This window comes from Nocardioides sp. (assembly GCF_044226305.1).
GTDB lineage: Bacteria > Actinomycetota > Actinomycetes > Propionibacteriales > Nocardioidaceae > Nocardioides.
Genome location: NZ_JBGAHF010000005.1, coordinates 217,958 through 237,708 on the forward strand (window position 1 = coordinate 217,958; position 19,751 = coordinate 237,708).

At 73.8% G+C, this 19,751-nt stretch carries 19 protein-coding genes and 1 riboswitch; of the genes, 14 read left to right on the plus strand and 5 right to left on the minus strand.

What is annotated here, in order from left to right; genetic code table 11:
* Nucleotides 1–53 precede the first annotated feature (53 nt).
* The 4 genes from ACILQ5_RS07725 to ACILQ5_RS07740 are packed head-to-tail and all read left to right on the plus strand — an operon-like array spanning nt 54 to nt 3,008.
* Nucleotides 54–728, plus strand: a complete 675-nt coding sequence (locus ACILQ5_RS07725; RefSeq protein ID WP_395657397.1) for a TetR/AcrR family transcriptional regulator — start codon at nt 54–56, stop codon at nt 726–728.
* Nucleotides 725–1,369 carry a class II aldolase/adducin family protein gene (locus ACILQ5_RS07730; protein WP_395657398.1) on the plus strand — a complete coding sequence of 215 codons (645 nt, stop codon included), beginning with the start codon at nt 725–727 and terminating at the stop codon, nt 1,367–1,369. Before ACILQ5_RS07725 ends, ACILQ5_RS07730 begins: the two co-directional genes overlap by 4 nt.
* A complete protein-coding gene (locus tag ACILQ5_RS07735) occupies nt 1,366–2,313 on the plus strand; it encodes a carbohydrate kinase family protein (protein WP_395657399.1) in 948 nt (315 codons plus the stop codon). The genes ACILQ5_RS07730 and ACILQ5_RS07735 overlap by 4 nt, the downstream gene beginning before the upstream one ends.
* On the plus strand, nt 2,310–3,008 hold the full coding sequence (locus ACILQ5_RS07740; protein WP_395657400.1) for a hypothetical protein: 699 nt from the start codon (nt 2,310–2,312) through the stop codon (nt 3,006–3,008). Before ACILQ5_RS07735 ends, ACILQ5_RS07740 begins: the two co-directional genes overlap by 4 nt.
* A gap of 1 nt (nt 3,009) precedes the next feature.
* On the opposite strand, the gene ACILQ5_RS07745 is transcribed toward ACILQ5_RS07740, so the two are convergent.
* From ACILQ5_RS07745 to ACILQ5_RS07765, 5 genes are all read right to left on the minus strand, one after another.
* Entirely contained in the window at nt 3,010–4,485 is a 1,476-nt protein-coding gene (locus tag ACILQ5_RS07745; protein WP_395657401.1) for a pyridoxal phosphate-dependent decarboxylase family protein, read from the minus strand.
* Complete coding sequence (locus ACILQ5_RS07750) at nt 4,482–5,831, minus strand: MFS transporter (protein ID WP_395657402.1); 1,350 nt, start codon at nt 5,829–5,831, stop codon at nt 4,482–4,484. The genes ACILQ5_RS07745 and ACILQ5_RS07750 overlap by 4 nt, the downstream gene beginning before the upstream one ends.
* A 65-nt stretch (nt 5,832–5,896) precedes the next feature.
* A complete protein-coding gene (locus tag ACILQ5_RS07755) occupies nt 5,897–7,252 on the minus strand; it encodes an alpha/beta fold hydrolase (RefSeq protein ID WP_395657403.1) in 1,356 nt (451 codons plus the stop codon).
* Nucleotides 7,253–7,319: 67 nt separating this feature from the next.
* A complete protein-coding gene (locus ACILQ5_RS07760; protein ID WP_395657404.1) occupies nt 7,320–8,792 on the minus strand; it encodes a trehalose-6-phosphate synthase in 1,473 nt (490 codons plus the stop codon).
* Between the two features lie 197 nt (nt 8,793–8,989).
* A complete protein-coding gene (locus ACILQ5_RS07765; protein WP_395657405.1) occupies nt 8,990–10,000 on the minus strand; it encodes a Gfo/Idh/MocA family protein in 1,011 nt (336 codons plus the stop codon).
* A gap of 119 nt (nt 10,001–10,119) precedes the next feature.
* On the opposite strand from ACILQ5_RS07765, the gene ACILQ5_RS07770 reads away from it, so the two are divergent.
* The 10 genes from ACILQ5_RS07770 to ACILQ5_RS07815 all read left to right on the plus strand — a co-directional run.
* Nucleotides 10,120–10,413 (plus strand): DUF3263 domain-containing protein, encoded by a 294-nt coding sequence (locus ACILQ5_RS07770; RefSeq protein ID WP_395657406.1) that lies wholly within the window; start codon nt 10,120–10,122, stop codon nt 10,411–10,413.
* A gap of 1 nt (nt 10,414) precedes the next feature.
* Nucleotides 10,415–10,933, plus strand: coding sequence for a LytR C-terminal domain-containing protein (locus ACILQ5_RS07775; RefSeq protein ID WP_395657407.1), 519 nt, complete (start codon nt 10,415–10,417; stop codon nt 10,931–10,933).
* A gap of 61 nt (nt 10,934–10,994) precedes the next feature.
* Nucleotides 10,995–11,840, plus strand: coding sequence for a trehalose-phosphatase (otsB, locus tag ACILQ5_RS07780; RefSeq protein ID WP_395657408.1), 846 nt, complete (start codon nt 10,995–10,997; stop codon nt 11,838–11,840).
* A gap of 69 nt (nt 11,841–11,909) precedes the next feature.
* A complete protein-coding gene (lon, locus tag ACILQ5_RS07785; protein WP_395657409.1) occupies nt 11,910–14,234 on the plus strand; it encodes an endopeptidase La in 2,325 nt (774 codons plus the stop codon).
* A 167-nt stretch (nt 14,235–14,401) separates the two neighbouring features.
* Nucleotides 14,402–14,521: riboswitch (SAM riboswitch) on the plus strand.
* A gap of 22 nt (nt 14,522–14,543) precedes the next feature.
* On the plus strand, nt 14,544–15,809 hold the full coding sequence (gene thrC / locus ACILQ5_RS07790; protein WP_395657419.1) for a threonine synthase: 1,266 nt from the start codon (nt 14,544–14,546) through the stop codon (nt 15,807–15,809).
* 26 nt (nt 15,810–15,835) lie between these two features.
* Nucleotides 15,836–16,111, plus strand: coding sequence for a MoaD/ThiS family protein (locus ACILQ5_RS07795; RefSeq protein ID WP_395657410.1), 276 nt, complete (start codon nt 15,836–15,838; stop codon nt 16,109–16,111).
* Between the two features lie 207 nt (nt 16,112–16,318).
* Nucleotides 16,319–17,131: an SGNH/GDSL hydrolase family protein gene (locus ACILQ5_RS07800; RefSeq protein ID WP_395657411.1), complete on the plus strand. Its 813-nt coding sequence runs from the start codon at nt 16,319–16,321 to the stop codon at nt 17,129–17,131.
* A 39-nt stretch (nt 17,132–17,170) separates the two neighbouring features.
* The gene (locus tag ACILQ5_RS07805; protein ID WP_395657412.1) at nt 17,171–18,199 is read left to right on the plus strand and encodes a LacI family DNA-binding transcriptional regulator; all 1,029 of its coding nucleotides are present in this window, start codon (nt 17,171–17,173) and stop codon (nt 18,197–18,199) included.
* Nucleotides 18,200–18,220: 21 nt separating this feature from the next.
* Nucleotides 18,221–19,099 carry a RimK family alpha-L-glutamate ligase gene (locus tag ACILQ5_RS07810; RefSeq protein WP_395657413.1) on the plus strand — a complete coding sequence of 293 codons (879 nt, stop codon included), beginning with the start codon at nt 18,221–18,223 and terminating at the stop codon, nt 19,097–19,099.
* 200 nt (nt 19,100–19,299) lie between these two features.
* Nucleotides 19,300–19,751: TCP-1/cpn60 chaperonin family protein (locus ACILQ5_RS07815; RefSeq protein ID WP_395657414.1), on the plus strand; the 452-nt coding region annotated here is incomplete at its 3' end.

The window sequence follows — 19,751 nt, forward strand, 5'->3', positions numbered from 1 at the left end:
TCGTCGAACGTGAACCTGTGTTATATTCGGTTTCGTACCGTACACTGCCGCCCATGGCTGCCGCTGCGACGTCGACCACACCGGCTCCTCCGGCTCCGCTGGGGTCCGGGCGCCGGGTCCCGCGCCAGGAGCGCAGCCGCCGGCGCGTCGAGGGGCTCCTCGACGCAGCGGCGCGGCTGGTGGTCGAGCGCGGCGTCGCGGCCCTGACGACCCGCGACATCGCCGAGGCCGCCGGCGCCCCGGTCGCCTCGCTCTACCAGTACTTCGCCGACAAGGAGGACGTCCTCCTCGCGCTGGCTCAACGAGACATGGACGAGATGGACACGCAGGTCGCCGCGGACCTGGCCGCCGTCGAGGTGCTGTCGGTCGCGACGCTGGTGCGGACCACGATGGCGGCGTACGTCGCGGTCTACCGGCGGCGCCCGGCGTTCGTCGAGATCTACCTGCGCGGCCGCACGAACGTCGCCGTCCACCGCTTCGGGCGCGAGCACAACGCCCGCACCGCGGCCCTGCTCCGCGACCTCGCGATCGAGGCCGGGCTGGCCCGGCCGGACCTGCCCCTGGACGTCGCGGTGCTGGCGGTGGAGGTCGGCGACCGGGTCTTCCAGCTCGCCTACGAGCACGACGACGGCGGCGACCAGCGGCTCGTCGAGGAGGGCGTGGCGATGGTGACCGCCTACCTCGAGCGCTACGCCACCCCGGCCGGGCTCGCGGGGGTGCCGCGGTGAGCCTGCGCGAGGACGTCGCGGCCGCCGCCTGCCGGCTCGCTGCCGAGGGTCTGGTCGTCGGGACCGCCGGCAACGTCTCGGCGCGCGAGGGCGACCGGGTCGCGGTCACCGGGACCGGCGTCGTGCTCGGCGCGTGCACCGCGGACGACGTCACCGTGGTGTCGCCGACCGGCGAGGTGCTCGAGGGCGCGCTGGTGCCGACCTCGGAGCTCGGCCTGCACCTCGGCGTGTACGCCGGGTCCGACGCCGCCGCCGTCGTGCACGCGCACCCACCCTGCTCCACCGCCGTCGCGTGCGTCCTGGTCGAGCTGCCGGTGCTGCACTACCAGCAGCTCGCGCTCGGCGGCGAGGTCCGGGTCGCCCCCTACGCCACCTTCGGGACGCCCGCGCTCGCGGCCGGGGTGCTGGCCGCGCTCGAGGGCCGGCAGGCCGCGCTGATGGCCAACCACGGCTCGGTGGCCGTCGGCGGGTCCCTCGACCAGGCCGTCGAGCACGCGCTGCTCCTCGAGTGGCTGGCCGCGCTCCACCTGCGCGCCAGCACCCTCGGCACCCCGCGGGTGCTCACCGAGGAGCAGCAGCACGACGTCATCGCCCAGGCGCTGCGGCGCGGCTACGGCACCACCCAGGAGAACCCCGCATGAGCCAGATGAAGGTCGCCGCCGTCGGCGTGCACGTGCTCGACACCCACGTGATCGGGGTCGAGTCCGTCCCCGAGGGCTCCGAGGGACAGCTCGTCGAGACCATCCGCCTCTCCCCGGCCGGGACGGCGGGCGGGACGGCAGTCGTGCTGAGCCGGCTCGGCGCCGCGGTCCGCTCCTTCGGTGCGGTCGGCGCGGACCCGGTCGGCGACACGCTGCTGGCCCTGCTCGCCCGGGAGGGCGTCGACGTCACGGGGCTGGTGCGCTCGCCCGCGCAGCAGACGTCGGCGTCGGTGATCCCGGTGCGGCCGAACGGCGAGCGGCCGGCCTGGCACTGCATCGGAGCCAACGGCGCGTTCACCCTCGACGACCTCGACCTGCAGGAGCTCGCCGGGACCACCCACCTGCACCTCGGCGGCCCCGAGTTCCTCGGCGGCCCGGCAGCCGCCGAGCTGCTGGCCCACGGCCGGTCGATCGGAGCAGTGACCTCGCTCGACGTGCTCGCCCCCGGCGACCCCGACCTGCTGGCGTGGATCGCCGACGCGCTGCCGCACACCGACTACCTGCTGCCGAACGACGAGCAGGTGCTCGGCTTCACGGGCGCGACCTCCCTCGTGGACGGCGCCCGAGCGCTGGTCGGCGCGGGTGTCGGATGCGTGGCGGTGACCCAGGGCAGCAAGGGAGCGCTGGTCGTCACCGCGGACGAGGTGGTCGAGGTGCCGGCGTACGCCGTCGACGTCGTGGACACGACCGGCTGCGGGGACGCGTTCTCGGCCGGGTTCCTCCGCGGGCTCTCGCTCGGGCGCGACCTGCGCGGAGCGGCCGAGCTCGGGTGCGCCACCGCGGCCCAGGTCGCGCAGGGGCTGGGCACCGACGCCGGGAGCTACGACCTGGACGCCGTCACCTCCTTCTGCGACACCGCGGGAGGACCTACAGTGCGGGCGTGAACATCGGCGTCCTCGTGGCCCTCGTGCTGGCGCTGGTCGCGCCCGCCCGGGTGCCGGACGACGCGGTGAGCCGCTCGGTGCTGACGCCCGACGGCCCGGCGTTCCACTACCGGTACGACGGGCACCGGCTCGCCGTACGGGCCGAGCGGTCGACGGGTCGGGGCGAGCCCAACCGCCGGGAGGTGGTCGTGCCGGCCGGGTCGCGGCCGACCCGCGACCAGACCTCCTGCGCCACCTGGGTCCGTCAGAGCGCGTGGCGGGTCCAGCCCGGCCTCGCCGTCCGGGTGCGCGACGACGGCCAGCGGGTGCGGGCGGTGACGGTCACCAAGAACGTCGTGTGGGGCGTGCAGACGGTGATGAACGTGCTGACCTGGGACACCGACCGACGAGGCCCGGCGTGGCGCTCGGTCGGGCAGTTCGACCTCGCCCGTGTCCTGCTGACCGGGCACCGGCGCCTGGCGCCGCTGCCGTGGCGCGCCTGCCTGCGCGTGCAGGGGCGGCAGGTGTCGTTCCTCGTCTGGCCGCTCGGCCGGGTCGCCCGGCCGTCCTGGTCGGACCACGCCTACGTCCGCCACGCGCGCCTGCCGCGGTCCTTCGGGCACGCCGGGCGCCCGGGCTGGTACGTCGGCCACGTCCCGGCCGGCGGCGACGTGGTCTTCGGCGGCCTCCGCACCGGCGGCCCGGGCCGCGGTTGAGCTAGCGGTTCGGCCGCGAGAGCCGGTCCAGGAAGGCGAGCAGGAGGGCCTCGCGCATCGCGGGCGCGGCCAGGTCGAGCATCGCGTTGACCTCCGCCATCCGGTCGGGGAGGGCGAGCCCGTCCGCGCCGCCGTCCGGGCCGCCGTCCGGGCCGCCGTCCGAGCCGCCGACCAGGCCGGCCGCGAGCAGCAGCCCGTCGAAGTCCTCGGGGGTGAGCGCCGTCGGGTCGAGGGCCGCGATGAACGCGGCGACGCCCGGGTCGACCTGCACCGGGCCGGCCTCGGCCGCCGCGGTGACCGACGCGGCCAGCGCGGCGAGGAAGCCGTCGACGTGCGCCAGCGTCGCGGCGCTCACCGACAGGTGGATCGTGGGCGGCGCGCCGCCGTACGACATCTGCGGCTGGACGTACCAGCCGCGGGTCGCCATCTCGTCGCAGACGGTGAACGCGTCGCACCGGGCGTCGGTGACGAGCGCGACCAGCGTCGAGTCGGGGGCGACCAGGACCGAGACGCCGTCGATGTCGGCGACGCCGGCGACGATGCGGTCCACGGCGTCGAACACGTCGCGGGAGAGGAGCTCGTAGCCCGTGTCGCCCAGCGTCTGCACCACGGCCCAGGCCCCGGCCAGGGGGCCGCCGGACTTCGTCGACTGCATCGTCGAGTTCAGCATCGTGTAGCCCGGCCAGGTGGCCGAGGCGAAGAACTGCGGTGCTCGCAGCTCGGGGGTGCGGTGGAGCAGCACCGAGGTGCCCTTCGGCGCGTAGCCGTACTTGTGCAGGTCGACCGAGATCGAGGTGACACCCTCGACGGCGAACGTCCACGGCGGCACGGGGCGTCCCAGCCGGGCGGCGTAGGGCAGCACCCAGCCGCCGATGCAGGCGTCGACGTGGCAGCGGATGCCGCGCTCGGCGGCCGCGGCGGCGATCTCGGTGACCGGGTCGACGACGCCGTGGGCGTACGACGGCGCGGAGACGACCGCGAGCACGGTGCGGTGCCGGTCGTCGTCGAGCGCGGCCGCCGTCGCCGCCGGGTCCGCCCGGAAGCCCGGGCCGACGGGCACCAGCACCGGCTCGACCCGGAAGTAGTGCGCGGCCTTGTGGAAGGCGGCGTGCGCGGTCTCGGGGATCACCATCCGCGGGTGCTCGACGTCGGGCCGGCTGTCGCGGGCCGCCTGCACGGCGAGCAGCACCGACTCGGTGCCGCCCGAGGTCACCGACCCGACGGCCGTGCCCGGGGCGTCGAGGAGGTCGGCGGTGAAGCCGACCAGGTCGTTCTCCATCCGCAGCAGGCTCGGGAACGCGGTCGGGTCGAGGCCGTTGGAGCCGGCGTAGGCGGCCACCGCCTCGCGCGCGACCCGGTCCACCTCGGGGAGCCCGGAGTCGTAGACGTAGGCGAGGGTCCGGCCGCCGTGCACGGGCAGGTCGCCGGCCTGGAGCTCGCGCAGCCGGGCCAGGGCGTCGGGCGTGGGAGTGTTCATGCGATTCCTTCGGGTGCCGGGTCGGCGGCGACGTCGACCGCGCCGGCGTCCAGGGAGTAGCGGCGCAGCCAGAGCAGGCTGAGGATGATGAGCGCGGCCGGGAGCACCGAGAACCCGAGCGTGATCGCGGTCAGGGCCGAGTCCGGCTGGGCGACGTCGCCCCCGGTGGAGGAGCGGTAGCCGCCGAGCGCGAGCACCAGGGCGAACACGCCCGGCCCGAGCGCGAGGCCGAGCGTCTCGCCCGCGGTCCAGACGCCGGTGTAGACGCCGACCCGGCTCGAGCCGGTGCGCCGGGCGTCGACGGAGGCCGCGTCGGGCAGCATCGCCATCGGGAACACCTGGCAGCCGGCGTACCCGACCCCGACGAGCACCACGGCGGCGTAGACGAGCGCCACCGGCGCGGACTGGGCGGTCGCGGCGAGCAGCGCACCGACCGCGAGCACGACCGAGGACGCGGTGTAGCCGCGCTTCTTGCCGATCCGGGTCCCGAGCGCCGACCACGCCGGGGTGAGCACGAGCGCGGGACCGACGAAGCAGACGAAGAGGATGGTGGTGGCGCCGTCCCGACCGAGCACGTCCGAGGCGAGGTAGTCGACGCCGGCCAGCATGCAGCCGGTCGCGAGGGCCTGGACCACGAAGGTGGTCAGCAGGTGCCGGAAGTCGTCCGCGGTCGCGACGATCCGCAGCTGGTCGCGCAGGGTGCCGGCGCCCGGGTGGGGCGCGGTGACCGGAGCCCGGCGGGTGCCGAGGTAGGCGCTGACGACGCCGAGCAGGATGATCGCCGCCATCGCCAGCCCCATCACGCGGTAGCCGGCCCGGCCGCCGACGGCGTCGCGGATCGCGGGGGCGCTCGCGCCCGCGAGCATGATCGTGAACGCCAAGATGGCGACCCGCCAGGTCATCAGCCGGGTGCGCTCGTCGTAGGAGTCGGTGATCTCGGCCGGCATCGACACGTAGGGCACCTGGAAGAACGCGTACGCCGTCGCACACGCCACGAACAGCACGAGCACCCAGGCGGCCTCGGCGTACTGCCCCATCTCGGGCGCCGCGAAGAGCAGCGCGAAGCCGATCGCCAGGCCGGTCCCGGCCCGCAGCAGCCACGGGCGCCGGGGACCACGAGGGTCGACGGTCCGGTCGCTGATCCGGCCCGCGATCGGGTTGAGGACCACGTCCCACGCCTTGGGGGCGAACACGATGAAGCCCGCCGCCAGCGCGGCGATCCCGAGGCTGTCGGTGAGGTAGGGCAGCAACATCAGCCCGGGGACGGTCCCGAAGGCGCCGGTCGCCACGGAGCCCGAGCCGTAACCGAACCGGACCCCGCGCGGGAGGCGCTCGGTGGCAGGCATGGCGCGAGGCTAGCGGCAGGCCTCGCCGCCCATCGGCGTATCGCGGAAGGAAACGGGCGGGCGCGTCAGCGGGAGAGGGCGCGGGACCCGCCCGAGCCGTAGCGGCGGGTGGGGTTCGAGCCGATCGTGTCCGGGGAGGCCGGCGGCTCCGGCGCCGCCGACGTCGTGGCCGTCTTCTTCGTCGACGACTTCTTCGTCGCCGTCTTGGTGGCGGACGCCTTCTTCGTGGCGGTGCGCTTCGTGGCCGACTTCTTCGTGGCCGACTTCTTCGTGGCGGACTTCTTCGTGGCGGTCTTCTTCGTGGCCGCCCTCTTCCTGGCGGGGGCCTTCGTCGGCTCCTCCGCCTCGGTGCCCGAGCCCGACCACCGGTCGATCCACTCGTCGAGCACCCGCCAGGTGCTGCCGCGGGCGGCGCGGCCGGTGAGCATGCCGAGGTGGCCGCCGGGGACGATCTCGAACTGCACCTCGCGCGCCCCGCGCAGCAGCGGGACGACCGCCTTCACCGCGGCGACCGGCGCGATCCCGTCGTTCGCGCCGGCGAAGACCAGCACCGGTGCGGTCACGTCGGCGAGGTCCACCGCGTGCTCGCGGACCTGCACCGCGCCGGAGGCGAGCGCGTTCCCCTTGGCGAAGCGGTGGTAGAGCTGGCCGAAGGACCGGCCCGGGTAGGCCGTCATCTGGGCCGTGAAGCGGTCGACGGCCTCGATCTGCGCCAGGAAGTCGGCGTCGTCGAGGTGGGTGGCGATCGCGATCGGCTTGGTGACCAGCTTCTGGAACGACGAGAGCTGGAACGCCCACCGCACCAGCGGGGTCGGCGCGCCGCCGACGGCGCGGTAGGTGCGGGTGACCAGTCCGTGCCCCCGGGTCAGGTCGAGCAGCGGCCGGAGCGGGGCGACCATCGGCACCTTGGTCACGTCGACGGGGGAGCCGACGACCGTCAGGGACGCGATCGGCAGGTCGGGGGCGTCGGCCGCGGCGAGCATCGCGAAGATCCCGCCGAGGCTCCAGCCGACCACGTGCACGGGGCGGCCGCCGGCGTGCGCCGAGACCTCGCGCACCGCGGTCGGCACGACCTCCTCGACCCAGTGCTCGAGCCCGAGGTTGCGGTCGCGGAAGGAGACGTTGCCGTACTCGACGAGGTAGGTCCGTCGGCCTGCCTCGACGAAGTGCTGCACGAGCGAGCAGCCGCGGCGCAGGTCGAAGCAGACGGCGGGTGCCGCGAGCGGCGTCACCAGCAGGACGGGGTCGCCCTGCGAGCGCACCCCGACGGCGGGCCGGTAGTGGTAGACCTCGCGGAGGGTGCCCTCGTCGATGAGCGTGCGCGGCATCGGGCGCAGGTCGGCGAGCCCGCCGTACATGACGACGTGCGCGACGTTGCCGGCGGCGGCGACCAGCTGGTCCGGCTTCGGCACGAGGTCCATGCCTCGGAAACTACCGCAGGGCCGAGCGGTCACGGGTCGCGCCCGAGGACGTCCGGCCACCGGGCGGCTAGGACCCCTTCGCCGGGCGCACGTTCTTGCCGTGCGAGGGACGGGTCGAGCCGAGCGCGGCGAGGAACTCCTCGGCCCACACCGACACGTCGTGGTGGATGACCGTGCGGCGCATCGCGCGCATGCGGCGGGTCACCTCCCGCTGGTCGGCACGGTAGGCGTCCAGCAGCGCCTGCTTGATCCCGTTGATGTCGTAGGGGTTGATCTGCCAGGCCTGGCGCAGCTCCTCGGCAGCGCCCGCGAACTCCGAGAGCACCAGGGCGCCGTCGTCGTCGTAGCGGCACGCGACGTACTCCTTGGCGACCAGGTTCATGCCGTCGCGCAGCGGGGTGACGACCATGATGTCGGCGGCCCGGAAGAAGGCCGCCATCTCCTCGCGCGGGTAGGAGGAGTGCAAGTAGTGGATCGCCGGCTGGCCGATCTTGCCGAGGTCGCCGTTGAGGCGGCCGACGAGTCGCTCGATGTCGTCGCGCAGGATGCGGTACTGCTCGACCTGCTCGCGGGAGGGGGTCGCGACCTGGATGAAGACGGCGTCCTCGACGTCGAGCTCGCCGTCGGCGAGGAGCTCGCCGAACGCCCGCAGCCGTGGGTAGATGCCCTTGGTGTAGTCGAGGCGGTCGACGCCGAGGAAGATCTTGCGCGGGTTGCCGACGGCCTCGCGGATCTCCTTGGCGCGGGCGACGACCTCCTCGGACCGCGCGAGCGACTCGTAGGCCTCGACGTCGATCGAGATCGGGAACGCCGCCGCCCGGACGGTGCGGCCGTCGGGCAGGTAGACGAGGTCGCGGTGCGTCTTGTGGCCGACGCGCCGACGGACGAGCCGGACGAAGTTCTGGGCGGCGCCGCTGAGCTGGAACCCGACCAGGTCGGCGCCGAGCAGGCCCTCGAGGAGCTGCCGGCGCCAGGGGAGCTGGGAGAACAGCTCGTTGGGCGGGAACGGGATGTGCAGGTAGAAGCCGATGCGCAGGTCCGGGCGGAGCTCGCGCAGCATCGCCGGCACCAGCTGGAGCTGGTAGTCGTGCACCCACACGGTGGCGTGCTCGGCGGCGACCTCGGCGGCCCGCTCGGCGAACCGCCGGTTGACCGACACGTAGCTCTCCCACCACTCCCGGTGGAACTCCGGCTTGGCGACCACGTCGTGGTAGAGCGGCCACAGCGTGGCGTTCGAGAAGCCCTCGTAGAACTCCTCGATCTCCTCGCCCGTCATCGTCATCGGCACCAGGTTCATGCCGTCGGCCTCGAACGGCTCGAGCCCCTGCTCGGTGCCGCCGGGCCAGCCGATCCAGGTGCCGTCGTTGGCCCGCATCACCGGCTCGAGCGCGGAGACGAGCCCGCCGGGGGAGCGCCGCCAGCTGCCGCTGCCGTCCGCCTCCTCGACGCGGTCGACCGGCAGGCGGTTGGCGACGATCACCAGGTCTGCCGTACCGCTGGGAGCCACGGATCTCACCCTAGTCCGAGTCTGAGGTGCCATGGCCCCCCAGTGCCCGCTCGTCCGGGGTTCAGCCCTGCGCCGCCCGGAACCGCCCCCGTCCCGGGCTGACGGCGGTGGGTGCCGGGCGCGGGCCGTCGTTCCTGTTCAATTGCTGGGAAAGGTCCCGGTTACCGACGGGTAAGCAGGGCCGCACCGAGCAATTGAACGGGAACCACCCGGCCGCGCTCGCCCGGAGATCAGCCCTGGGCGGTCGGGAACCGCACGCCGACCTGCTCGCGCACGGCGTCCATCTGCCGCAGCACCGCCAGGGTCCGGGCGTGCGGCACGGCCGGGCTCTCCCGAAGGCCCGCCTCGAGGCAGCGGCCGACCTCGACGATCTCGTGCGCGTACCCCTGGCCGACGACCGGGTCGTGGGTGATCTCCGTCGTCGCGCCGGGCTCGAAGACCCAGTCGCCGGGCGCCTGGACGTACGGCGTGAAGGTGGTCCGCGAGGGGTGGTGGAAGTCGTCGACCTCGATCCGCCCGAGGTCGGTTGCGATCGAGGCCCGGCGCGAGGACCAGGACGTCATCGATGCGGTCATCGTGGCCAGCACGTCGCCGGGGTAGCGACCCACCATCGCGACGTCGAGGTCGATGCCGTCCGCGGAGAGGGCGGCGGTGGCGTGCAGGTCGACCGCCTCGCCGAGCATCAGGTCGGCGAACGCGAGCGGGTAGATGCCCATGTCGAGCAGCGCCGAGGCCCCCAGGGCCGGGTTGAGCATCCGGTCCTCGGGCGGCGCGTCCACGCGGAACCCGAGCTCGGCGTGCAGGTGCCGTGGCGTCCCGAGCTCGCCGGAGCGGAGCCGGTCGCGCAGCGCGAGCACCGCGGGGTGGCAGGCGGTCCACATCGCCTCCATGAGGAACCGGTCGTGCTGCCGGGCCAGGCGCACCATCTCCTCGGCGGCCGCTGCGTCAAGGGTCAGCGGCTTCTCGCACAGCACGTGCTTGCCGGCCTCGAAGCAGAGCCGGGCGTTCTCCAGGTGCAGCGCGTGCGGGGTGGCGACATAGACGACGTCGACGGCGGGGTCGGCGACCAGCTCCTCGTAGGAGCCGTACGGCGTCCCGCCGTGCTCGGCCGTGAACGCCGCCGCGCTCTCCGCGCGCCGGGAGCCCACCGCCACCAGCTCGGCGTCCGGCACCAGGTCGAGGTCGCGGGCGAAGGTGTGCGCGATCTTGCCGGTCGCGAGGATGCCCCATCGGGTGGTCATGGCGAGAGCCTAGGAGGCGGGATCGCGACGCGCCCGGGGACTGAATGACATCGCTGTCATTCGTCGCCTACAGTGGGCAGCCTGACCTGCACTGACGGACGTGGAATCGGGAGGGGCCCATGGACGCCGCGAACGCTCTCGGTGGCGAGGCCGACGCCACGACGGTGCTGAGCGACCGCGACCGCGAGATCCTCGACTTCGAGCGCCAGTGGTGGAAGTACGCCGGCGCCAAGGAGACCGCGGTCCGCGAGAAGTTCGACATGTCCTCGACGCGCTACTACCAGGTCCTCAACGCGCTCATCGACCGCCCGGAGGCCCTCGAGGCCGACCCGCTCCTGGTCCGCCGGCTGCGGCGGCTGCGGTCGGCCCGCCAGCGCCAGCGCTCCGCTCGCCGTCTCGGCTTCGAGGTCTGAGGTGCCCACCCACCGCCCTCGGGGGCAGCGCGGCGCGGCCCTGCCCTCCCCGGTCGTCATGCTCAGCGTGATCGCGGTCGCGATGGCCGGGATCGCCTTCGTCGCCACCCGCGGCGGCGAGCCCGCCGAGCGCGAGGTGACCACGGTCGCCCGCAACACCACCCCGAGCCCCTCGCCGTCGGCGACCTTCACCCCGTCGGCCGACCCCAAGCCCACGCCGCCGCCGGTGCAGCGCGGCAAGGTCTACGTCGAGGTCTACAACAACTCCGGGATCACCGGGCTGGCCGGCAGCGTGGCGCAGCGCGCCACCGGTATCGGCTGGAAGGTGGTCGGCTCCGACAACTGGTACGGCACCATCCCGGCCACCACCGTCTACTACCCCGCCAAGCTCAAGCCCGCCGCGCGCCAACTGGCGCTCGACCTCGGCATCAAGCGCACCGCGCTCGCCATCGACCCGATGCGGCTCGACCGGCTCACGGTCATCCTGACCGGGCCGATCGCGGCCCCGGCCGCCGGCTGAGACCCAGCCCACACCCGCTCCGGGCTGGGCGCGGTCGACGCCCGGATGTCAGGGTGGGGCCATGGAGTTCACCTCCCCGGAGGGAGAGCACAGGTACGACGCGTTCGTGCGCGCCGGGCACCGGGCCGTGATCGGGCTCGACTTCGACGGCACCCTCGCGCCGATCGTCGACGACCCCGAGCGGGCCCACATCCACCCGGACGCCGCCGCGGTCCTGGTCGACCTCGCCGCCGAGGTCGCCGGCCTCGCCGTGGTCACCGGCCGCCCGGCCCGGCAGGCGCTGGACCTCGGCGGGCTCGAGGAGGTCGGCAACGCGATCGGCGACACCGGCAAGGAGCTCTACCTCTTCGGCCAGTACGGCAACGAGCGGTGGAGCTCGACCCGTCGCCGGATCATCTCCCCCCGGCCGCCGGCCGGCCTGGCGACGTTCCTCCGCGACCTGCCGCGGACCCTGCGCACCGCCGACGCGGCCGACGCCTGGGTCGAGGACAAGGGCCTGGCGCACGCCGTCCACACCCGCCGGATGGCCGACCCGGACGCCGCGTTCGATCGGCTGCTGCCACCGCTGCGCGAGCTCGCCTCCCGCTACGGGCTGGTGCTCGAGCCGGGCCGGCACGTGATCGAGGTCCGGGCCCCCGGCATGGACAAGGGCCGCGCCGTCGAGACCCTCGTCGGGGAGGTCGGTGCCGGCGCGGTGATGTTCGCCGGGGACGACCTCGGCGACGTCGAGGCCTTCGAGGCGGTGGCCAAGCTGGCCGCCGAGGGCCTGCCGACGCTCCTGGTCTGCTCGGCCTCCTCCGAGCAGAGCGCGCTGGTGCCGCTCTCCGACGTGGTCGTGCACGGCCCCGAGGGCGTGCTGGACCTGCTCCGGCGGCTCACCGAGGACATCCGCGCGCGGTCGACCTGAGCCTGTTCGTCCTCAGCGAACAGGAGGCACTCTCCGGAACACCGGCCCCGGGCCGGACGTTCCTGGTGCATGACCCTGAAGCTCCCCGTCCTCTTCGTCCCGGACCTCGTCGTCCTCCCGGGCATGGTCGTGCCGCTCGAGCTCGACGACGCCGCGCGCGCCGCGATCGACGCCGCCCGCGCCGGCAGCGACGGCCAGGTGCTCGTCGCCCCGCGCCTCGAGGACCGCTACGCGTCGTACGGCGTGGTCGCGACCATCGACCGCGTCGGCCGCTTCTCGGGCGGATCGCCGGCCGCCGTGCTCCGGGCAGGCGTCCGCGCGCGCATCGGCAGCGGGGTCTCCGGCCCCGGTGCCGCCCTCTGGGTCGAGGTCGACCCGGTCGAGGACTACCCCGACGGGCAGGTCACCGACCGCGCCCGCGAGCTCGCCGAGGAGTACAAGCGCCTCGTCGTGGCCGTGCTCCAGCGCCGCGAGGCCTGGCAGGTCATCGACTCCGTGCACCAGATGAGCGACCCGTCCGCGATCGCGGACGCGGCCGGCTACGCGCCGTACCTCTCGGTCGACCGCAAGCGCGAGCTGCTGGAGGACCCGGACGTGGAGTCGCGGCTCGAGACCCTCATCGGCTGGACCAAGGACCACCTCGCCGAGTCCGAGCTCACCGACAAGATCGGCGAGGACGTGCGCGAGGGCATGGAGAAACAGCAGCGCGAGTACCTGCTGCGCCAGCAGCTCGCCGCGATCCGCAAGGAGCTCGGCGAGGGCGAGCCCGAGGGGGCCGAGGACTACCGGTCGCGGGTCGAGGCCGCCGACCTGCCCGAGCACGTGCGCGCCGCCGCGCTCAAGGAGGTCGACAAGCTCGAACGCTCCAGCGAGCAGAACCCCGAGGTGGCCTGGATCCGCACCTGGCTCGACACCGTGCTCGAGCTGCCCTGGAGCGTCACGACCGAGGACTCGACCGACGTCGTCGCCGCCCGGGCCGTGCTCGACGCCGACCACCACGGCCTCGACGAGGTCAAGGAGCGGATCGTCGAGCACCTCGCGGTCCGCGCCCGCCGGGCCGAGCGCGGCCTGCAGGTGATCGGCGGCCGGGGCTCCGGCGCGGTCGTGCTGCTGGCCGGTCCTCCGGGAGTGGGCAAGACCTCGCTCGGGGAGTCCGTGGCGCGGGCGCTCGGCCGGCGGTTCGTGCGGGTCGCCCTCGGTGGCGTGCGCGACGAGGCGGAGATCCGCGGCCACCGGCGCACGTACGTCGGCGCGCTGCCCGGCCGGATCGTGCGGGCGGTCAAGGAGGCCGGCTCGATGAACCCGGTCGTGCTGCTCGACGAGGTCGACAAGGTCGGCTCGGACTACCGGGGCGACCCGGCCGCGGCGCTCCTCGAGGTCCTCGACCCGGCGCAGAACCACACCTTCCGCGACCACTACCTCGAGCTCGACCTCGACCTCTCCGACGTGCTGTTCATCGCGACCGCGAACGTCGTCGAGCAGATCCCGTCGGCGCTGCTGGACCGGATGGAGCTGGTCACCCTCGACGGCTACACCGAGGACGACAAGGTCGCCATCGCCCGTGACTTCCTGCTGCCCCGGCAGCTCGAGCGCGCGGCGCTCACCGAGTCCGAGGTCACCGTGTCCGACGATGCACTGCGCGAGCTCGCCGCGGGCCACACCCGCGAGGCCGGTGTCCGGCAGCTCGAGCGGCTGATCGCCAAGGCGCTGCGCAAGGCCGCCACGCGGCTCGCGACCGGGGCGACCCGCGTCGACATCGGGCCGGACGACCTCGCCGGCCTCGTCGGCCGGCCCCGGTTCACCCCGGAGTCGGCCGAGCGGACCGCGGTGCCCGGCGTCGCGACCGGCCTCGCCGTGACCGGGCTGGGCGGTGACGTGCTGTTCATCGAGGCGTCCGCGTCCGACGGCGCGGCCGGTCTCACCCTCACCGGGCAGCTCGGCGAGGTGATGAAGGAGTCCGCGCAGATCGCGCTGTCCTTCGTCCGCTCGCACGCGGCCGAGCTCGGGGTCGACCCGGCCGTCCTGGACCGGGCGGTCCACGTGCACGTCCCCGCCGGTGCCGTCCCCAAGGACGGTCCGTCGGCCGGCATCACGATGGTGACCGCGCTCGCCTCGCTGGCCACCGGCCGCCCGGTGCGCTCGGAGGTCGGGATGACCGGCGAGGTCACGCTCAACGGCCGGGTGCTGCCGATCGGCGGGCTCAAGCAGAAGCTGCTCGCCGCCCAGCGCGCGGGCCTCACCGAGGTGTTCGTGCCCCAGCGAAACGAGCCCGATCTCGACGACGTCCCCGCCGACGTGCTGGAGCAGCTCACGGTCCACCTCGTGGGGGACGTTCGCGACGTCGTACGTGGTGCGCTGGCGGCGCCCGAGGCGGCCTCGGTGGCGGCCGCCTGACTGCGGCCTGAACGGGTGGCTCGGACGGATAGTCCCTGACGTTTTCGCCGTCCGACCGGCGTGTCGGGGGCCGGAACGTCAGGGACTACCGTCCTGAGGCCCAGGAGGACCGTCCAGCATGCGGATGCGATGTGCACATGCTGAGACGGTCGTCGTACGGTGGTCACTGCTCATCCAGAGGGACTGAGGGAACGGCCCTGTGAAGTCCCGGCAACCGCCGCACGCCTCCGCGTGCGGGCCCGGTGCCAAATCCGTCCGGTGCGAGAGCCGTACCGGAAAGATGAGGAGGACTCCGTGAGCGCACCCACCATCGAGCTCAGCACCCCGACGGGCAAGGCCCTGCGCCAGGGCGCCTTCGGCAACGCGACCGCCCTGGCCTGCCGCGAGTGCGGGCACCAGGTCGAGCTCGGGCCGCACTACGCGTGTCCGGAGTGCTTCGGCCCGCTCGAGATCGCCTACGACTTCCCGCTCGTGACCCGCGCCCAGATCGAGGCCGGTCCGCGCAACATCTGGCGCTACAAGGCGCTGCTGCCCGTCCCCGACGACATCGAGACCAGCCCCAACACCGAGCCGGGCTTCACCCGGCTGCTGCGTGCCGACAACCTCGGCGCCGAGCTCGGCCTCTCGAACCTGTGGGTGAAGGACGACTCGACCAACCCCACCAACTCCTTCAAGGACCGCGTGGTCGCGTGCGCGCTGAGCGCCGCCCGGGAGTTCGGCTCGAAGGTCTTCGCGTGCCCCTCGACCGGCAACCTCGCGAACGCCGTCGCCGCGGCCGGCGCGCGCGCCGGCATCAAGACCGTGGTCTTCATCCCGAGCAACCTCGAGCAGCCCAAGCAGGTCAACTCGGCGGTCTTCACCGACTCCCTGGTCGCCGTCGACGGCAACTACGACGACGTCAACAAGCTCGCCTCCGAGATCGCCGGCGAGGAGGAGGGCTGGGCGTTCGTCAACGTCAACGTCCGCCCCTACTACGCCGAGGGCTCCAAGACCCTGGGCTACGAGATCGCCGAGCAGCTCGGCTGGCGGCTGCCGGACCAGATCGTGATCCCGGTCGCGAGCGGGTCGCAGCTGACCAAGGTGCACAAGGCGTTCCAGGAGCTGATCGCCCTCGGGCTGGTCGCCGACAAGCCGTACCGCGTCTTCGGCGCGCAGGCCGAGGGCTGCTCGCCCGTCTCGGTGGCCTACAAGGCCGGCGTCGACGCCATCCGCCCGGTCAAGCCGGACACGATCGCCAAGAGCCTGGCGATCGGCAACCCCGCCGACGGCATCTACGTGCTCGACATCTGCCGGCAGACCGGCGGCGCCGTCGAGGACGTCACCGACGACGAGGTCCGCGCCGGCATCGTGCTGCTCGCCCGCACCGAGGGGATCTTCACCGAGACCGCCGGCGGCACCACCGTCGCCGTCTTGAAGAAGCTCGTCGAGACCGGCCAGCTCGACACCGGCCTCGAGACCGTCGTCATCAACACCGGCCACGGCCTCAAGACCCTCGACGCCGTCTCCGGCTCGGTCGCGCCCGCCGCGACCATCGCGCCGACGTACGCCGCCTTCGCCGCCACCGGCCTGGCCTGACCCTTCGAAGCCGAGGAGCTGCCCGCATGTCCGTGTCCGTCCGGATCCCGACCATCCTGCGCACCTACACCGGTGGCGACTCCGAGGTGAGCGCCTCCGGCGCCACGCTGGCCGAGGTGCTCGACGACCTCGACGGCAACTACAGCGGCATCAAGGGCCGGATCCTCGACGAGGCCGGCGAGCTGCGCCGCTTCGTCAACGTGTACGTCGACAACGACGACGTGCGGTTCCTCGAGAACCTGGCCACCCCCACCCCCGACGGCACCCAGATCTCGGTGATCCCGGCGGTCGCGGGCGGCTGAGCCGGCGGCCGCCCAGCTGTAACGCCGTGTCACCAGCTGTTCCCACCCCGGTGCAGCACCGTGTGAAGGCGCAGTGACACGGCGTTACAGCTCCGCGCGGCGCGGGGCCGGGAGACGACGGACGTGGGTGGGTCTGTCGCCGCGATGACGGGCGGGAGGGCGGCGATCGACACCTCCCGTTCACCGACTTCTGGGTCAACTGGGGTCGTGAAGCGCTGGAGCACCGGTCTCGCGCTCGTCGCCGCGGGCGGTCTCGCCCTGGCGGCGGGCGGCCGCGGCCTGCTGCGACGCCAGGCGGCGGTCGCGCGCGGGCTCATCGGCAAGCCGCACGGCGAGGTCGCGCCGGACGCCGACCGGCTCTGGAAGAAGAAGTACGGCGACCCGGTCGACCTGCTCCTCGTCGGCGACTCGATCGCGGCCGGACTGGGCGCCGACCGGCCGAAGGACACCCTCGGTGGCCGGCTGGCCCGGTCGCTCGCGAAGGCGACCGGTCGCTCGGTCCGGCTGCGCACGGTGGCGCGCGTCGGCGCCGAGTCCTCGATGCTCGCCGGGCAGCTGGACACGCTGCCGCCGTCGTACCGCCCCGACGTCGCGGTGGTCGTGGTCGGCGGCAACGACGTGACGCACCGGGTGCCGGTGGGGGAGTCGGTCGCCGACCTCGAGCGGGCGGTGCTCGCCCTGCGGGCGCTGGGTGCGGGCGTGGTGGTCGGCACCTGTCCCGACCTCGGCGCGCTGCGCCCGGTGCCCCAGCCGCTGCGCGCGCTCGGCTCGCGCGCCTCCCGGCAGCTGGCGCTCGCCCAGGAGGCGGCGGCCGTGGCCGCCGGGGCGCACACCGTGTCGCTGGCGCGGGTCGTCGGGCCGTTCTTCGTCGCCGACCCCGAGGAGATGTTCAGCCTGGACCGGTTCCACCCCAGTGCCGCCGGCTACCACCGCACGGCCAAGGCACTGCTGCCCTCGGTGCTCGCCGCGCTCGGCCTCGACGTCGAGGTGCCGCACGGGCACCGGGTGCCGGTCGGGTAGGCACGCCCCGACCCGCCTCGCGGTGACCATAATGACGCCATGTCCTCGCCCCCGACGGCTGCCGGCCGACCGACCCTCGAGCAGGTCGCCGCGCTCGCCGGGGTCGGCCGCGGGACGGCGTCCCGGGTGATCAACGGCGGCGACAAGGTCTCCGAGCGGGCTCGCCTGGCGGTCGAGGACGCGATCGAGCAGCTCGGCTACGTGCCCAACGCCGCCGCCCGGGCGCTCGTGACCCGGCGCACCGACACCGTCGCGCTGGTGATCGCGGAGTCGGAGGAGCGGGTCTTCGGGGAGCCGTTCTTCGCCGGCGTCGTCCGCGGGATCGGCGCGGCCCTCGGCGACGCGGACCGCCAGCTGGTGCTGGTGATGGCGCAGGCCTCCGAGCGCCGGCGGGGGCTGGACCGCTACCTCACCCGCCAGCACGTCGACGGCGTCCTCCTGCTCTCCCTCCACGACGACGACGAGCTGCCCCGGCGGATCCGCGCGCACGGCGTCCCCGTCGTCGTCGGCGGCCGCCCCCAGGACGGGACCCCCGTCGGCTTCGTCGACGTCGACAACGTGCAGGGGGCGACCCTGGCCGTGAGCCACCTCGTGGCGGCCGGCCGGCGGCGGATCGCCACGATCGCCGGGCCGGCGGACATGGTCGCGGGCAGCTCCCGCTACCAGGGGTACGTCGACGGGCTGGCCGCCGCCGGCCGCGCGGTCGACGAGCGGCTGGTCGAGCGCGGTGACTTCGGCCGCGACAGCGGCACCGCCGCGATGCGGGCGCTGCTCGAGCGCGAGCCGGACCTGGACGCGGTGTTCTGCGCGAACGACCTGATGGCCGCCGGCGCGCTGCAGGCGCTGCGCGAGGCCGGGCGACGGGTGCCGGAGGACGTCGCCGTGGTGGGCTTCGAGGACGCCCCCGTCGCCGCGTCGACGCAGCCGCCCCTGACCACGGTCCACCAGTCCCCGGAGCAGATGGGCCGGGAGATGGTGGCGCTGCTCCTCGACACGATGGCCGAGCCTGGACTCGACCACCCCGGCCGGATGCTCCCCACGCGGCTCGTCGTACGCGACAGCGGCTGACCGAGCCCCTAGCCTTTCTCCATGGAGCATCGCGGAGAGGCCCAGGTCCCCCTGGTGCTGCTCGCCACCAGCCGCGAGTGGGCGGGTGGCGAGCCGGGTCATGCCGCGCTCGACGCCGCCCTCTCCGCTCACGGGCTGGCCAGCCGCTGGGTCGTCTGGGACGACCTCGGCGTCGACTGGGGCACCGCCGAGGTGGTCGCGGTCCGCTCCACCTGGGACTACGACGGGCGGCTCGGCGAGTTCCTCGGCTGGGCCTCCGGCGTCGGGCCGGCGCTGCTCAACGGTGCGGCGGTGTTCCGGTGGAACACCGACAAGCGCTACCTCATCGACCTCCAGAAGGCCGGGCTCCCGATCGTGCCGACGGTCTCGGCCGACACCGTGTTCGACGTGCGCGCGGCGGCGGACGGCTTCGGGCTGGCGGTCGTCAAGCCACGCGTGGGCGCGGGTGGCCGCGGGCTCGAGGTGGTCGCGGACGGGAAGGTCTGGCTGCCGAAGCCGGGCGGGCACCCGGGCCCGTGGGTCGTGCAGCCGCTGGTCGAGTCGATCCACCACGACGGCGAGATCTCGGTCTTCGTCATCGCCGGGCGTCCGGTCAGCCAGGTGCAGAAGATGCCGAGCCGGACCGACATCCGGGTCAACGAGCAGTACGGCGGGACCGCCCACTCGATGGAGCTGACCGAGAAGGCCGCCTCGCTGGCGGCGAGCGCGGTCGCCACCGTGGTCGACCTGCTCGGCGAGGAGATCGTCTACGGCCGCGTCGACATGATGCGCTACCAGGACCGGCTGGTGGTGAGCGAGGTCGAGCTCACCGAGCCGGGCCTCTACCTCGACGTGCTGCCGCTGAACGCGCTGCCCTTCGCGGAGGTGGTCGCCGCCCGCGCGTACCCCCGCACCTGGTGACCCGGCTGCTTGCACTCGCCAGGGTCGAGTGCTAAACATGACGCTGGCACTCTCCCCAGGAGAGTGACAACCGGATCGGCGCCAGTTGAGGTCTCCACGTCCGGCGAGAAAGGGTTCGCCGGTGCCGAGGGGGCCGTCCGTCGCGGGCAACCCGTCGAACCGGATCCACGAACTCTGAAATGCGAAGGATCGCAGGAGTCATGCCGAAGCTGATTGCATTCGACGAGGAGGCCCGGCGCGGTCTCGAGCGGGGTATGAACACGCTCGCCGACGCCGTGAAGGTCACCCTCGGGCCCAAGGGCCGCAACGTCGTCCTCGAGAAGAAGTGGGGCGCCCCCACGATCACCAACGACGGCGTGAGCATCGCCAAGGAGATCGAGCTCGAGGACCCCTACGAGAAGATCGGGGCCGAGCTGGTCAAGGAGGTCGCGAAGAAGACCGACGACGTCGCCGGTGACGGTACGACGACCGCGACCGTGCTCGCCCAGGCGATGGTCCGCGAGGGTCTGCGGAACGTCGCGGCCGGCGCGAACCCGATGGGTCTCAAGCGCGGCATCGAGGCCGCCGTCGCCGCCGTGTCCGAGCAGCTGCTCGGCATGGCCAAGGACGTCGAGACCAAGGAGCAGATCGCGTCCACCGCGTCGATCTCCGC

Bases quoted from the DNA above. Each gene is read 5' to 3' on its own strand.
- ACILQ5_RS07725 (WP_395657397.1), top strand. From the start codon at position 54: ATGGCTGCCGCTGCGACGTCGACCACACCGGCTCCTCCGGCTCCGCTG.
- ACILQ5_RS07735 (WP_395657399.1), top strand. From the start codon at position 1,366: ATGAGCCAGATGAAGGTCGCCGCCGTCGGCGTGCACGTGCTCGACACC.
- ACILQ5_RS07745 (WP_395657401.1), bottom strand. From the start codon at position 4,485: ATGAACACTCCCACGCCCGACGCCCTGGCCCGGCTGCGCGAGCTCCAG.
- ACILQ5_RS07750 (WP_395657402.1), bottom strand. From the start codon at position 5,831: ATGCCTGCCACCGAGCGCCTCCCGCGCGGGGTCCGGTTCGGTTACGGC.
- ACILQ5_RS07755 (WP_395657403.1), bottom strand. From the start codon at position 7,252: ATGGACCTCGTGCCGAAGCCGGACCAGCTGGTCGCCGCCGCCGGCAAC.
- ACILQ5_RS07760 (WP_395657404.1), bottom strand. From the start codon at position 8,792: ATGGCACCTCAGACTCGGACTAGGGTGAGATCCGTGGCTCCCAGCGGT.
- ACILQ5_RS07765 (WP_395657405.1), bottom strand. From the start codon at position 10,000: ATGACCACCCGATGGGGCATCCTCGCGACCGGCAAGATCGCGCACACC.
- ACILQ5_RS07770 (WP_395657406.1), top strand. From the start codon at position 10,120: ATGGACGCCGCGAACGCTCTCGGTGGCGAGGCCGACGCCACGACGGTG.
- otsB (WP_395657408.1), top strand. From the start codon at position 10,995: ATGGAGTTCACCTCCCCGGAGGGAGAGCACAGGTACGACGCGTTCGTG.
- lon (WP_395657409.1), top strand. From the start codon at position 11,910: ATGACCCTGAAGCTCCCCGTCCTCTTCGTCCCGGACCTCGTCGTCCTC.
- ACILQ5_RS07795 (WP_395657410.1), top strand. From the start codon at position 15,836: ATGTCCGTGTCCGTCCGGATCCCGACCATCCTGCGCACCTACACCGGT.
- ACILQ5_RS07805 (WP_395657412.1), top strand. From the start codon at position 17,171: ATGTCCTCGCCCCCGACGGCTGCCGGCCGACCGACCCTCGAGCAGGTC.
- ACILQ5_RS07810 (WP_395657413.1), top strand. From the start codon at position 18,221: ATGGAGCATCGCGGAGAGGCCCAGGTCCCCCTGGTGCTGCTCGCCACC.